The organism is Acidibrevibacterium sp., from assembly GCF_049965395.1.
Taxonomy (GTDB): domain Bacteria; phylum Pseudomonadota; class Alphaproteobacteria; order Acetobacterales; family Acetobacteraceae; genus Acidibrevibacterium; species Acidibrevibacterium fodinaquatile.
The window spans coordinates 56940-70408 of the sequence record NZ_JBMFWJ010000006.1 but is presented as its reverse complement, the minus strand read 5'-3'; the positions used below and the strand labels follow the sequence as shown (position 1 = coordinate 70408).

General features: G+C 66.0%; 12 protein-coding genes and 2 tRNA genes. 8 read left to right on the top strand and 6 right to left on the bottom strand.

Going from position 1 to position 13469, the window contains the following annotated elements; genetic code table 11:
- The first annotated feature begins 167 nt into the window (after window positions 1-167).
- Window positions 168-241, top strand: a tRNA-Gln gene (locus ACP5M5_RS03595).
- 23 nt (window positions 242-264) lie between these two features.
- Here ACP5M5_RS03595 and ACP5M5_RS03590 read toward each other — a convergent pair.
- On the bottom strand, window positions 265-414 hold the full coding sequence (locus tag ACP5M5_RS03590) for a hypothetical protein (RefSeq protein ID WP_427935596.1): 150 nt from the start codon (window positions 412-414) through the stop codon (window positions 265-267).
- A 302-nt stretch (window positions 415-716) separates the two neighbouring features.
- Here ACP5M5_RS03590 and ACP5M5_RS03585 point away from each other — a divergent pair.
- The 3 genes from ACP5M5_RS03585 to ACP5M5_RS03575 all read left to right on the top strand — a co-directional run bounded on the left by ACP5M5_RS03585 (window position 717) and on the right by ACP5M5_RS03575 (window position 3098).
- Window positions 717-790: transfer RNA gene (locus ACP5M5_RS03585), tRNA-Ile, on the top strand.
- Between the two features lie 85 nt (window positions 791-875).
- Window positions 876-2555, top strand: coding sequence for an energy-dependent translational throttle protein EttA (ettA, locus tag ACP5M5_RS03580; protein ID WP_427935594.1), 1680 nt, complete (start codon window positions 876-878; stop codon window positions 2553-2555).
- A gap of 27 nt (window positions 2556-2582) precedes the next feature.
- Window positions 2583-3098: a GNAT family N-acetyltransferase gene (locus ACP5M5_RS03575; RefSeq protein ID WP_427935593.1), complete on the top strand. Its 516-nt coding sequence runs from the start codon at window positions 2583-2585 to the stop codon at window positions 3096-3098.
- 138 nt (window positions 3099-3236) lie between these two features.
- On the opposite strand, the gene ACP5M5_RS03570 is transcribed toward ACP5M5_RS03575, so the two are convergent.
- Both ACP5M5_RS03570 and ACP5M5_RS03565 read right to left on the bottom strand, forming a co-directional pair.
- The gene (locus tag ACP5M5_RS03570) at window positions 3237-3833 is read right to left on the bottom strand and encodes an MlaC/ttg2D family ABC transporter substrate-binding protein (RefSeq protein WP_427935592.1); all 597 of its coding nucleotides are present in this window, start codon (window positions 3831-3833) and stop codon (window positions 3237-3239) included.
- A gap of 33 nt (window positions 3834-3866) precedes the next feature.
- Window positions 3867-4661, bottom strand: coding sequence for an MlaA family lipoprotein (locus ACP5M5_RS03565; RefSeq protein WP_427935591.1), 795 nt, complete (start codon window positions 4659-4661; stop codon window positions 3867-3869).
- Window positions 4662-4857: 196 nt separating this feature from the next.
- Between ACP5M5_RS03565 and metF the strand changes: the two genes are divergently transcribed.
- Window positions 4858-5859, top strand: coding sequence for a methylenetetrahydrofolate reductase [NAD(P)H] (gene metF, locus ACP5M5_RS03560; RefSeq protein ID WP_427935589.1), 1002 nt, complete (start codon window positions 4858-4860; stop codon window positions 5857-5859).
- Here the strand turns inward: metF and ACP5M5_RS03555 are convergent.
- Window positions 5798-6745, bottom strand: coding sequence for a hypothetical protein (locus ACP5M5_RS03555; RefSeq protein WP_427935588.1), 948 nt, complete (start codon window positions 6743-6745; stop codon window positions 5798-5800). The two genes, metF and ACP5M5_RS03555, sit on opposite strands and share 62 nt — an antisense overlap.
- A gap of 122 nt (window positions 6746-6867) precedes the next feature.
- On the opposite strand from ACP5M5_RS03555, the gene ACP5M5_RS03550 reads away from it, so the two are divergent.
- Window positions 6868-9024 (top strand): ATP-dependent helicase, encoded by a 2157-nt coding sequence (locus ACP5M5_RS03550; protein ID WP_427935613.1) that lies wholly within the window; start codon window positions 6868-6870, stop codon window positions 9022-9024.
- Window positions 9021-9917: a 50S ribosomal protein L11 methyltransferase gene (locus tag ACP5M5_RS03545; RefSeq protein ID WP_427935587.1), complete on the top strand. Its 897-nt coding sequence runs from the start codon at window positions 9021-9023 to the stop codon at window positions 9915-9917. The genes ACP5M5_RS03550 and ACP5M5_RS03545 overlap by 4 nt, the downstream gene beginning before the upstream one ends.
- Window positions 9918-9921: 4 nt before the next feature.
- Here ACP5M5_RS03545 and ACP5M5_RS03540 read toward each other — a convergent pair whose 3' ends face one another.
- Window positions 9922-10242 carry a DUF1127 domain-containing protein gene (locus ACP5M5_RS03540; protein ID WP_427935586.1) on the bottom strand — a complete coding sequence of 107 codons (321 nt, stop codon included), beginning with the start codon at window positions 10240-10242 and terminating at the stop codon, window positions 9922-9924.
- 125 nt (window positions 10243-10367) lie between these two features.
- On the opposite strand from ACP5M5_RS03540, the gene ACP5M5_RS03535 reads away from it, so the two are divergent.
- Window positions 10368-12164, top strand: a complete 1797-nt coding sequence (locus ACP5M5_RS03535; protein WP_427935585.1) for an aminopeptidase P family protein — start codon at window positions 10368-10370, stop codon at window positions 12162-12164.
- An 80-nt stretch (window positions 12165-12244) separates the two neighbouring features.
- Here the strand turns inward: ACP5M5_RS03535 and ACP5M5_RS03530 are convergent, their stop codons facing one another.
- A complete protein-coding gene (locus ACP5M5_RS03530; RefSeq protein WP_427935584.1) occupies window positions 12245-13444 on the bottom strand; it encodes an ABC transporter substrate-binding protein in 1200 nt (399 codons plus the stop codon).
- Between the last annotated feature and the right edge of the window lie 25 nt (window positions 13445-13469).

Below are 13469 nucleotides of genomic sequence, written 5' to 3'. Positions count from 1 at the left end.
CGCCAAGTCTCATCCGCGTTACCCCTCGGCGGCGACTTTCCCCCGAACCGGCGCTCGCGCCAAGCGGAAAATCAGCGATCCATGATCGACCGCCGCATCCGAGCGGCTTGCCGCTCCTGCGCGCCCCATGGTAAGGAGCCCCCGCGCACTCACCATAAGGCCGGCTTTGGGGGATAGTTTAGCGGTAGAACTCCCGGCTCTGACCCGGGCAGCCTTGGTTCGAATCCAGGTCCCCCAGCCATCATCGCCGTGGCATTTGCAGAGCTATCGCATTTGGCCGACGATGGATCGTGCGACGTCGTTGGACCATCCGGCGCGCTTTCGTTTACCGACATCCTCCCGCTCATCGGTCAACGCTGCCAAGATGTCGGCCTGCGCCAGCTCGCCAAGCGCATCGGCATAGATGACGGGCATCTCTCGCGACTATCGTCCGGCCAGCGTCAATCCACCGGAAAGCGGCTTGCGCGGCTGAGACGAGCAAGCAAAGATGGCGATCTCCATGGCCTCGGCGTTTCCAATGCGCCCGAACCGCAACCGCGCCGCAAGGCGGCAGCCAGGCAACCAATACCACCCCCTTCACAAGCCCGTGAGTGCTGCCAAATTGGGGGCTGATGTGGCGATCGCTATATCCCGGCCGAGGGGGAAGCCCCTTCGGTTTCGTCTCAAGCCCCACCCTCTTGCCAAATCCCGCCTCTTGCCGGCATGGTCGAAGATATGCGCCTGTAGCTCAACTGGTTAGAGCGGGCCGCTCATAACGGCTTGGTTGCGGGTTCAAGTCCTGCCGGGCGCAGATCGGATTGGGCCGAACCCATAGCGGCCGTTGCCCCGCCGCGCAGAGCCCCCTAAAACCCCTCCTTCCCTGCCGGAGCCGGATTATGGCGAGTTACCAATACGTCTATGTGATGAAAGACCTCACCAAGGCCTACCCAGGCGGGCGCGAGGTCTTCAAGGGCATTACCCTCTCCTTCCTGCCGGGGGTGAAGATCGGCGTGCTCGGCGTCAATGGCGCCGGCAAATCGACCCTTTTGCGCATCATGGCCGGGATCGAGACCGAGTTCGGCGGCGAGGCCTGGGCCGCAGACGGCGTTCGCGTCGGCTATCTCGCCCAGGAGCCGCGGCTCGATCCCGAGAAAACCGTCGGCGAAAATGTCGAGGCGGCGTTTGCCCCCCTCACCGCCGCGCTCGCGCGCTTCAACGAGATTTCCCAAGCCTTCGCCGAGCCGATGGATGACGCGCAGATGGAGGCGCTGCTCGCCGAGCAGGCCGAATTGCAAGCGGTGATCGACGCCGGCGATGGCTGGGATTTGCAGCGCCAAGTCGAAATCGCCCTCGATGCCCTGCGCTGCCCGCCGGCGGATGCGCTCGTCGGCCCGCTCTCGGGGGGCGAAAAGCGCCGGGTCGCGCTCTGCCGGCTGTTGCTCGAAAAACCCGATCTCCTTTTGCTCGACGAGCCGACCAACCATCTCGACGCCGAGAGCGTGGCCTGGCTCGAACGCACGCTCCGCGACTATGCCGGGACGGTGATCGTCGTCACCCATGACCGCTATTTTCTCGACAACGTCACCAACTGGATCCTCGAAATCGAGCGCGGCCGCGGCTATCCCTTCGAAGGAAATTATTCCTCGTGGCTCGCGCAAAAGCGCAAGCGTCTCGCGCAAGAGGAGAAAGAGGAAAGCGCCCGCCAGCGGGCGCTCGCCGCCGAGGAGGAATGGATCGGCGCGAGCCCGCGCGCGCGCCAGGCGAAGAACCGCGCCCGCATCGCCCGCTACGAGGACATGCTGGCGAAATCGCAGGAACTCGCGACCGGCGTTGCCGAGATCGTCATCCCGCCCGGGCCGCGCCTGGGGGCGACGGTGATCGAGGCCGAAAATCTTACCAAGGGCTATGGCGACCGGTTGCTGATCGATGGCTTGAGTTTCAAATTGCCGCCCGGTGGCATCGTCGGCGTGATCGGCCCGAACGGCGCCGGCAAGACGACGCTGTTTCGCATGATCACCGGCCAGGAGACGCCCGATTCCGGCAGTTTGCGTATCGGCGACACCGTCAAGCTCGGCTATGTCGATCAGAGTCGTGACAGTCTCGATGCCAGCAAAACCGTCTGGGAGGAGATCAGCGGCGGCACCGATGTGATCACTCTCGGCAAACGCGCCGTGCCGTCACGCGCCTATGTCGGCGCCTTCAACTTCAAGGGCGCCGATCAGCAAAAGAAGGTCGGCGTGCTCTCGGGCGGCGAGCGCAATCGCGTCCATCTCGCCAAGATGTTGAAATCGGAGGCCAATGTCATCCTCCTCGACGAACCGACCAACGATCTCGACGTCGATACGCTGCGCGCCCTGGAAGAGGCGCTGGCGGAGTTTCCCGGCTGCGCGGTGATCATCAGCCATGATCGCTGGTTCCTCGATCGGCTCGCGACCCATATCCTGGCATTCGAGGGCGACAGCCATGTCGAATGGTTCGAAGGCAATTTCCAGGCTTACGAAGACGACAAGCGCGCGCGCCTCGGCGCCGAGGCGACCGAGCCGCATCGCATCAAATACCGCCCCCTCACCCGCTGATCCGAGCGCCCAAGCGGGCGCGCCGGCATGAACGGCCGGCTTACGCTCGGCACCGGCCGGCTGATGTTGCGCCCGGTCGCGGGGAGTGACCTCGCCGATCTGATCGCGCTCAAGGCCGACCCTAGAGTGTTCGCGGTGATGCTCGGCGGCGTGCGTTTGCCGCAGCAGACGATGGCCGAACTCGCCGAGGATATCGCCTTCTGGGCGCGCGCCGGGGTTGGCATGTGGTCGGCGCGCACGCGGGCGGATGGCCGCTTCGTCGGCATTGCCGGGATCATGGCGCGGCGCGACGGGCTTAGTCCCGCGCTCCGCTTTGCGCTCTGGCCAGAGGCGCGTGGCCAGGGTTTGGCGCGCGAGGCGGCGGGGGCGGTGCTGCGGTTTGGCCATGAAGAAGCCGGGCTGCCCCTGATCGTCGCGGTGGCGCGCGCTGAGAATTTCGCCTCGCGCATGGTGCTCGGCGGTATCGGCATGCGGCTCGCCGAGAGCTTCACCCGCGACGGCTACGAGATGCTGGTCTATCGCAGCGAACGAGCGCGGATGTAAGCAAAAAATCTTCTTTTTCTGAAGAAAAAGAAGCAAAAAGACTTTCTTTTATTGAGCAAAGCGTATGGCGTTGCTCTCTCTGAAAACAAGACGGGGTTTTTTGGTTCTTTTTTTCAAAAAACCGCTTTTCTCCTGGTTTTACGATGCTTTCGCCAGCGTCCGCCGCATGGCGTCGATCAGAGCCTGAACATTATCGCCGTTGTGCTGGAGGAAGCTCGCGTAATCGCTGCGTTGGGTAAGACGCAGGCTGGTGCCCTCAACCACCAAATCCTCGATCTTTAAGCTGCCATTGATGGTTGCGATCACCCATTGGACCTTGGCCTCTGGGTTGTTGGGACGAAAGATCGTGGTATCGACCCAGACCGTATCATCATGCGGGGCGACGCGGCCGAGCGTGTAGCGCACCCCTTTATATTCCCCGAGATGGCCGGAAATACTGGTCACCAGCACCTGATGGAAGAGGGTAAGGTAGTCATGCTGCTCCGCCGGCGTCGCAAGGCGCCAGAAGCGGCCGAGGCAGAAGCGGCCAATGCCGTCGACATCGACGAAGCGGTCGATGATTTGGCGAATCTGGCCGCGCTTGTCGGTCAACGAGCCAGGACCGTTGATCACGCCGACGAGTTGATCACCCACTTGGCGGACGAAGCCGGCGGGATCGGCGGCACGCGCGCGCCGGCCCCAGAGCAGTGCCGGGACGAGGCCGATGGCCGGAAGAATTTCGCGTCTTTTCAGCATGATCTCTCTTTTCGCGGACTCATCAATAAGGCGTTACTCGGTTTGCGTCGCCGGCGCCGGGAACCAGGCGGGGACGGTGGCGCGGTGGTCATTGCGGATCGCTTCGATCTGGCTCTCGCGGCGCTGGCGATAGAGGCTGCGAATGGTCGCATAGGGGTCGAGCGCGTTTTTTTGCACCTGATCGAGCGAATCGAGCACGCGTGAGCGCACATCGACGGCGTTGAGGCCATAATAGGCCCACTCCAGCGCGTAAACCGTGGTGCCATTCACCATCCAGGTGAACGGCCAATCGGCGATATCGACGCCGAAGCCGGCGAGATCGCGCGGATTGGACGGGCCGAGGACGGGAATGAACAAATACGGCCCCGGTGGCACGCCATAGAGCCCCAGCGTCATGCCGAAATCGGCATCGTGATTGGGATAGCCCCAATGCTTCGCGACATCGAAAAACCCGCCGATCCCAAAGGTCGAGTTGATCAGAAAGCGCATCAGCGTGTCACCGGCGCGCCGTGGCTCGGCTTCGACGACATCGTTGAAGAACACTGTCGGGTCGTTGAGATTGACGAGCATGTTGTGCACGCTCTCACGCGCGCCATCGGGGAGCACGTAACGATAGGCTTCCGCCGCCGGTTTCAGCGTTACCGCGTCGAGCTGTTCATTGACCTTGTAGAAAAACCGATTGGTCGGTTCCAGCGGGTCATTGGTCTGCCGGTAATCGGCGAGCGCCTCCTTGTCATCGGCCGGCGGGGGAGTGGCGCAGGCGCTCACGAGAAGAGCGAGAAGCGATAGAGTGAGCGGCAGCAGAGCGGGGGAAAGCCGACGGCTCATGCAGTCATCCTTGTCATGGGGCCGGGGGCCAATCCAGGGAGCCGGGCATCGGCGCGCCGCCGCCAGGCGTGATCTCGGTCAAATAGGAGCGCTGAGGTCCGACGTAAAGCCGCGCCGCATCGCGCGCTTGCGGCGGCAGCCGATTTGGTGAACAAAACCAGCGCCTTTCGTCTGCGCTTTTCGAGGAGTTGGTTCCATGCATGCCGCCGCCCCCCCGCCGAACGGTGCCGCCTCATCGCCGGCGACCCTTGAGCGCTGGCTGACCGGCCCGCGCATCGCGGGCATTCCGGCGCGCGACGCCGCACAGCCACCGCCGCTGCTTTCCTTCGAATTTTTTCCGCCGCGCAACGCCGCCCTGGAGGCCCAGCTCTGGCACTGCATCCGCCGCCTTGAGCGGCTCGCGCCGCGTTTCGTCTCGGTCACCTACGGCGCCGGCGGCACCACCCAGGCCCGCACCCATGCGACCGTTGCGCGCATCGTCGAGGAAACCAGCCTGACCCCGGCCGCTCATTTGACCTGTGTCGGCGCCCCCCGCGCCGAGATCGATGCCGTCGCCCGGCACTATTGGGCGGCGGGCGTGCGCCATATCGTTGCGCTGCGTGGCGATCCGCCGCCCGGCGAGCCCTATCGGCCGCACCCCGAGGGCTATCCTTATGCCGCCGATCTCGTCGCTGGCCTCCGCCGCATCGCGCCGTTCGAGATTTCGGTCGCCGCTTACCCCGAAACCCATCCCCAGGCGCTTAGTCCCGAAGCCGATCTCGACAATCTCAAGCGCAAGCTCGACGCTGGCGCGACCCGCGCCATCACCCAGTATTTCTTCGAAACCGAAACCTATCTCCGCTTTCTCGACCGGGCGCTGGCCGCCGGCATCACCGCGCCTATCGTCCCGGGCATCATGCCGGTCTCGAACTATGCCCAAGCGGCGCGGTTCAGCGCGCTCTGCGGCGCGAGCGTCCCTGCCTGGCTCGGCCATCTCTTCGCCGGCACCGAGGATGACGCCGAACTCCGCCGCATCGTCGGCGCATTGATCGCCGCCGAGCAGGTGCGTCTCCTGCAAGCCAACGGCGTCGATGAATTCCATTTCTACACCCTGAACCGCCCCGATCTCACCTACGCCATCGCCCATATCCTCGGCGTCAGGCCGCAGCCGGACGCGCCATTAGCCGGCGATAGAGCGGGCGCAGCAGGAACGGGCTGAGATAGAGCGGGAACTGGCAGAGCGCGAAAAAGAGGCCGAGGCGCGGGTCGGCGCCGGCCGGCAAGACGGCGAGATAGAGCGCCATGTTGCGATTGCCCGAAACCAAGCCGACCGAGGCCGCGCCGGCCCGGCCGAGCGGAAAAAACGCCAGCGCGGTGACGAGGTTGAGGCCAAAGTCAGCGGCAAAAGCGGCGAGCGCGGCGGCCAGCACCCAGAGCGGATCGGCGCTGATCCGTGCCGCGAGCCCGTCCATCACGCCGAAGCCATAAAGCACGAGGAGCCACACCACCCCGCCATCGACGGCGCCCCCAATCGCGCCGAGCCGCGCCGGGCCAATCGCCCGGCGCAAGCCAAGGGCGGCGAGCAGCGGCAGCCCGATGGTGAGCGCAAGCCGCAGCATGAACGATGCCGGCCCTATCGCGAGATCGATCCCGGTCAGCGCGAACACGATCGGCGGCGCGGTGAGGGGCACGAGAAACGTGGTGCCGAGTGTCATCAAGAGCGACAATTCGGGATCGAGCCCGACCAGGCGCGCGAACGCCGGCGCCGAAAGTGCGCCGCAGCCTGTCGCGAACACCACGACGCCGGCGGCGATGCCGTGGTCGATCGGCAACCCGCGGACAGTGATGAACGCGATCAGCGGACAAATCAAAAGATGAAACCCGATGATCACGGCAAGCCGCCCGGGCCGGCGGAGATGGGCGAACGCGGCGGGAATATCGATCCGGAGCAAAACCAGCGTGGTCAGCGCCAGCACCTCGGGAAGAATAACCCGGCGCAGCGCGTGCGCAAGCGGCGGCAGCAAAAGCCCGCCGAAAATTGCAATCGCGAGCAGCGGCCGGCCGTGCCGCGCCGAGGCTTCGAGCAGCGTGCCAAAAAGTTTCATGCTTGGCGCGCCGCCGGCGCGGGCGGCGGGTTGGATGCCGTCATCATGCGTTCTATACCCTCCTTCGTGACCCATTCCGCAACTCTCCCGCCAGCGCGGCGGGCCCATAGAAACGCCCGATGATGGCCGAGCATCTCGCCGGGCTGAACCCCGAGCAGCGCATGGCTGTCGAGACGCTGGAGGGTCCGGTCCTGGTGCTGGCTGGCGCCGGCACTGGCAAGACGCGGGTTCTGACCACCCGCTTCGCCCATCTCCTGCTCACCGGCCGGGCAAGCCCGGGGCAGATCCTCGCCGTCACCTTCACCAACAAGGCAGCGCGCGAGATGCGCGAGCGGGTGGCGGCGATTCTCGGCCGCCCGGTCGAGGGGCTGTGGCTCGGCACCTTCCATGCCCTCGCCGCCCGTCTGTTGCGCCGGCATGCCGCGCTCGTCGGGCTCGGCGCTAATTTCACCATCCTCGATACCGACGATCAGCTTCGTCTTCTCAAACAAGTGATGGAAGCCGAGCGGATCGATGCCAAGCGCTGGCCGCCGCCGCTGCTCATGCACCAGATCCAGCGCTGGAAGGATCGCGGCGAGGGGCCGGCGCGGGTGCGGCCGGAGGCGGCAGGCGACCTCGCCGGCGGGCGCACACTCGCGCTTTACGGCGCCTATCAGGCCCGGCTTCGGGCGCTGAATGCGGCCGATTTCGGCGATCTCTTGTTGCACATGACCGATATCCTGCGCGAAAATCCTGATATCCTCGCCCAATACCATCGGCAATTCCGCTATCTCCTGGTCGATGAATATCAAGACACCAATGTCGTGCAGTATCTTTGGCTCCGGCTCCTGGCCCAGGCGGGGCGGAATATCTGCTGCGTCGGCGATGACGACCAGAGCATCTATTCCTGGCGCGGCGCCGAGGTTGAAAACATTCTCCGCTTCGAGAAGGATTTTCCCGGCGCCACGGTGATCCGGCTCGAACGCAATTATCGCTCGACCGCCCCCATCCTCGCCGCCGCCAGTGCCCTCATCGCCCATAACGCCGGGCGCCTTGGCAAAACCTTGCGCCCGGGCGGCACGAACGCCGCGGCGGGCGAGAGCGTCACCGTGCTCAGCCTCTGGGATTCGGAGGAGGAGGCGCGCGCCGTCGGCGAGCGGATCGAGTCGCTACGGCGATCCGGCGAAAATCTCGCCGAAATCGCGGTTCTAGTCCGCGCCGGATTCCAGACCCGCGCCTTCGAAGAAAGGCTGATCACGCTCGGGATTCCCTATCGTGTCGTGGGCGGGCTGCGGTTTTACGAGCGCGCCGAAATCCGCGACGCCATCGCCTATGCCCGGCTCCTGGTCCAGCCCAGCGACGATCTCGCTTTCGAGCGCATCGTCAACGTGCCGCGCCGCGGCGTCGGCGCGGTCGCCCTCAGGGCGCTGCACGAGCGGGCGCAGGCGGCGAATGTCCCGCTCACCGCCGCCGCGGCGGTGCTGCTCGCCGGCGGCGCTCTGCGCGGCCGGGCGGGTGAGGGGGTTCGTCGCCTGCTCGCCGATCTCGCGCGCTGGCGCGAGATGCTGGCGCGCGACGGCCATGTCGTGACGCTGCGCGCACTGCTCGATGAAAGCGGTTATACCGACATGCTGCGGGCCGACACATCGCCGGAGGCGCCGGGGCGGCTCGAGAATTTGAAGGAATTCGTCCGCGCGCTCGCCGATTTCGAAAGCTTGGGCGGCTTTCTCGATCATGTCGCCTTGGTGACCGAGAATGAGGACAACACCGACCGCGACAAGGTCAGCCTGATGACGCTGCATGCCGCCAAGGGTTTGGAATTCGATACGGTTTTCCTGCCCGGCTGGGAGGAAGGGGTGTTTCCCAACCCGCGCGCGCTTGAGGAGGGCGGCGTCAAGGCTTTGGAGGAGGAGCGCCGCCTCGCCTATGTCGGCATCACCCGGGCGCGCAAGCGGGTGATCATTCTCCACGCCGCGCAGCGCCGCATCTACGCCAATTGGCAAGACGGTATCCCGAGCCGGTTTCTCGAGGAGATTCCCGAGGAGTGGCTCGCGCGCGGTGGCTCGGCAGTGTCGAGCCCGCGCACGCCACCCGGCGCCCGCGCGGCGGTGGTGACGGCGTTTCCCCTCCATGCCCGCGCGCCAACCGCGAAACCGCGCGGCATCATTGTCGGCAGCCGGATTTTTCACCAAAAATTCGGCCATGGGACGGTCATTGCCGCCGAGCAGGACCGCCTCGAGATTGCGTTCGATAACGCCGGCACCAAGCATGTCCTCGACCGTTTCGTTGACCCCGCATGATCGAACGACCCCCCCGCCTCGAGACCCTGGTTCTGCTCGTCAGCGCCACGGCGGCGCCGCTTTATGAGGCGGCGCTCGCCGAGATATGCCGCAGCGTCGGCCGCTTTCGCGAGGAGCCCGGCGAGCGTTGGCGGATCGAGGGAATCCGCGTAACCGGCGAGGGCGAGGAGAGGTTGGCGCTTGCCCTCGCGCTTGCCACCGCCGTCAGCGGCGAGCAGCCCGAACTCCGCCGCATCCCGACCCCGGCATCGGGGTGGCTTGCGCGCAACCGCGCGGATTTTCCCGAGCAACTGATCGGCGAACGCTTCGCGTTGCGCGGCACCCACCTGCCGCCCGGCCGAACGGCCGGGCGAATCACGCTCATGCTGGACGCTGGGCTCGCCTTCGGCTCGGGCGAGCATGGCTCGACGCGGGGCTGTCTTATCGCGCTCGAACGGCTGGCGCGGCGCCATCAGCCGCGCCGCATCCTCGATCTCGGCACCGGGTCAGGCATTTTGGCGATGGCGGCAGCACGGCTGTTTCATCGCCGGGTGCTGGCGAGCGATATCGACCCCTGGTCGGTACGGGTCGCGGCCGAAAATGCGCGGCGAAATTTTTTGGCGCGAAGGATCACGGTCGTTGCCGGCGATGGCTGGCGGAAACGCCCGCTCCGCCATGCCGCGCCGTTCGACCTTGTCTTCGCAAACATCCTCGCCCGGCCGCTTTGCGCCATGGCACGCGCGCTCGCGCAGCACCTCGCGCCGGGCGGCACCGCGATCCTCGCCGGCCTGCTTGCCAGCCAGGAAACGATGGTGCTCGCCGCCCATCGCCGCGCCGGACTAGTATTAACCGGGCGCGTCCGCGAGCAAGCATGGACGACGCTGATCCTGCGTCGCCCCTGCCATGCGCGATGACGCCTCAGGCGGCGCGCAGCGAAAGGCAGCGCGCGGTGCGGGCGGCCTCACGCTGGGCGGCAAAGCCGGGATCGAACACCAGCATGAGATCGCCGCGGGTCAGGCCGATATCGGCGAGTTCGCGATCCGAAAGCCGCGACAGCTCATCGAGCACCGCGCGGCGCTCGGCGCGCTCGGCGATCTTGCGCGCGAGCGCCGCCATGCCGCCCCCGAGCGCCGCCAAAACGCGCGCCGTCATCGGCAAGCGTTGCGCATCATGCCGCGGCGCGCTGGCCTCGGAATGGCCGGGAGAGAAGATTTCGAGATGGGCAAAATCGATGGTCATGATACGTTCACCTTGCGTCGGGAGCCGTTCCGAAGAACGCGGAGGGCCGGTCACGCTGGCCTCTCACGCCGGTCTATATGCGCCCATGAGGGTTATTGTGCAGGTGCGAAGAAGGCGGATCAGTCATGATCTCCGTGCATGATAATAGCGTGAGTTATGAAATTTTTAAGACGCGCCTTGCCGCCCTACGCGCCGCTCTCGCCGCCCAGGGCCTTGCCGGCTTCCTCCAGCCGCGCGCCGATGAGCATCTCGGCGAATATGTCCCGCCCGCCGCCGAACGCCTCGCCTGGATCTCGGGCTTCACCGGCAGCGCCGGGCTCGCCTGCATACTCGCCGAGCGCGCCGCTTTGTTCACCGATGGCCGCTACACGTTGCAAGCCGCCGCCGAGACCGATCCCGCGCTCTGGGAGCGCCATCACATCACCGAAACGCCGCCGCCGGCCTGGCTCGCGGCGCACGTGCCGGCGGGCGGGCGGATCGGCTATGACCCCTGGCTGATCAGCCACGAGCAGCGTGAGCGGTTTCGCGCCGCCGGCCTGACCCTGGTTGCGATCACCAACCCGATCGATGCTCTCTGGCACGACCGCCCAGCGCCGCCGCGCGCCCCGGCCCTGCCCCACGATCTCGCCTTCGCTGGGCGCAGTGCGGCGGAAAAGCGGGCCGAGATCGCTGCCCTTCTGCGTGAGGCCGGGGAAGATGCCGCCGTGCTCAGCGATCCGGCGTCGATCAACTGGCTTTTTAATCTCCGCGGCGATGACGTGCCGTTCACCCCAATCGCGCTCGGCTTCGCCCTCCAGCACGCCGATGGCCGGAGCAAACTTTTCATGGCGGCGGAGAAAATCCCGCTCCAAACCCGCGACGTCCTTGGCGATACGGTGAGTCTCGCGCCCCCCGAAGCCCTCCCCGCCGCGCTCGCTGCGCTCGGCGGGCGCCGCGTCCGCCTCGATCCCGGCGCGAGCCCGGTCTGGTTTGCCGAGCGCTTGTGCGCAGCGGGTGCCAGCGTCAGCTTCGCCGCCGACCCCTGCCTCTTGCCCAAAGCGTGCAAAAACCCGACCGAACAAGCCGGCGCCCGCGCCGCCCATAAGCGCGACGGTCTCGCCCTCTGCCGGTTTCTCCATCATATGAGCGCCGCCGGCGCGGCCGAGACCGAAATCTCGGCGGCCGAGCGGCTTCGCACCCTCCGCGCCGAGGGCCAGCATTTCCGCGGCGAAAGCTTCCCCGCGATTTCCGCCGCCGGCCCGCACGGCGCGATCATCCATTACCGCGTCAGCGCCGCGAGCAACCGCCCGATCGGCGCCGATACCGTCTATCTGATCGATTCCGGCGCGCAATATCTCGATGGGACCACCGACGTCACCCGCACCCTCTGGATCGGGCCAGGCGCGCCGCCGGCCGCGCTCCGCGATCGCTTCACCCGCGTGCTGCGCGGCCATATCGCGCTCGCAACCGCGCTCTTCCCGCAAGGGGTCGCCGGCCCCCATCTCGACGCCTTCGCCCGCCGCGCGCTCTGGGAGGCTGGCCTCGATTACGACCACGGCACCGGCCACGGCGTCGGGAGTTACCTCTCCGTGCATGAGGGCCCGGCCGGCATTTCCCGCGCAGCACGGCCAGTTCCGCTCGCGCCGGGAATGATCCTCTCCAATGAGCCCGGGTTTTACGCCGCCGGCGACTACGGGATCAGGCTGGAAAATCTCCTACTCGTGCAGCGCGCCCCGGAAATCAGCGAAAATCGCCCGTTCCTCGGGTTCGAGACACTCACTCTGGCCCCCTTCGAGCGCGCCCTCATCGACCCCGCCCTGCTGGCCGCCGACGAGCGACGCTGGCTTGATGCCTATCACGCCCGCGTGCTCGCCGAACTCGGCCCCGACCTGCCGCCGCCGACCCGCGCCTGGCTCGCGCGCGCCTGCGCGCCGCTCGGATAAGGGTAAGGCGTGTTCTTTTTTGAAAAAAAAGAACCAAAAAACTTTTGTCCGTGGGGCAGTGGCCGCGCTGAGGAAGATCCTTAGGGCACCAGCGGGCAATGGCCGTCGGCGAGCGGTCGGAAAGCTTGATCCGCCGGCACGGTTGTCACCAGTTTGAAGAAATCCCAGTTGCCGTGGCTTTCGGCCGGCGTCTTCGTGGCCATGAGATAGACCGGGTGCATTACCCTCCCATCAGCGCGGATCACGCTTTCCCCGAACAACGGATCCTCGGCGGGCTTCTTCTTCATCTCGGCAACCACCGCGCGGCCATCGCTGCTGTCGCCAGCGCGGGCCGCAACCGCCTTGAGATAAGCGAGCGTCGCGGCATAAACCCCGGCCTGCATATCATTCGGCATGATGTGCTGAGGATGGCGAGCGCTGAAGCGCTGGGCGAAGGCGCGGGTTGCAGGCGTCATGTCCCAATAGAAGGGCGTCACCGCAAGCAAGCCCTGGGCGCTGGGAAGGCCGATCGCCTCGATGATGTTGATGTTGACGATCGGGCCGGCCATTTTCATCTTTTGCGTGAGGCCAAACTCCTGCGCCTCCTTGATCGCGGTCGCGGTATCGCCGCCGGCATTGGCAAGGCCGAGCACATCCGCCCCGGAATCCTGCGCGTTTAGGAGATAGCTCGAAAAATCGCTGGTGCCGAGCGGATGCCGGACGGAACCCATCACCTCGCCACCGGCGGCACGCACCGCCTCCGTCATCGAGGTCTCGAGGTCATAACCGAAAGTGTAATCGGCGGTGAGAAAAAACCATCTCTTGCCGCCTTCGGCGACGACAGCGCGCCCCAACGCGTGCCCGACCTCCCAAGTATCGAACGTCCAATGGATGGTGTTGGGTGAGCATTTGGCGCCGGTCAATAGCGCGGTGCCGGCGCCCGAGCCGATGAAGACCTTATTCTTCTCGCGCGCGAGATCGGCCACGGCGAGCGCGATCGCCGAATTCGGCACATCAAGCACCGCATCCACCCCTTCGGTGTCGAACCAGCGCCGCGCGATCGCAAGGCCGATATCGGGCTTGTTCTGATGATCGCCGGCGATGATCACGATTTTGCGCCCCATGACGCTGCCGCCATACTCCTCGGCCGCCATCTCGGCCGCGATCACCGAGCCGCGCCCCTGATAATCCGCATAGACTCCGGAAAGATCATTGAGGACACCAAGCTTGAGCGGCTCGGCGGCTTTGGCGAAGGCCGGCAACAACAGAAGGGCCGATAGGAAACAAAGATATTTCTTCATGATGGGCGCGCCTCCCTTGCGCGAC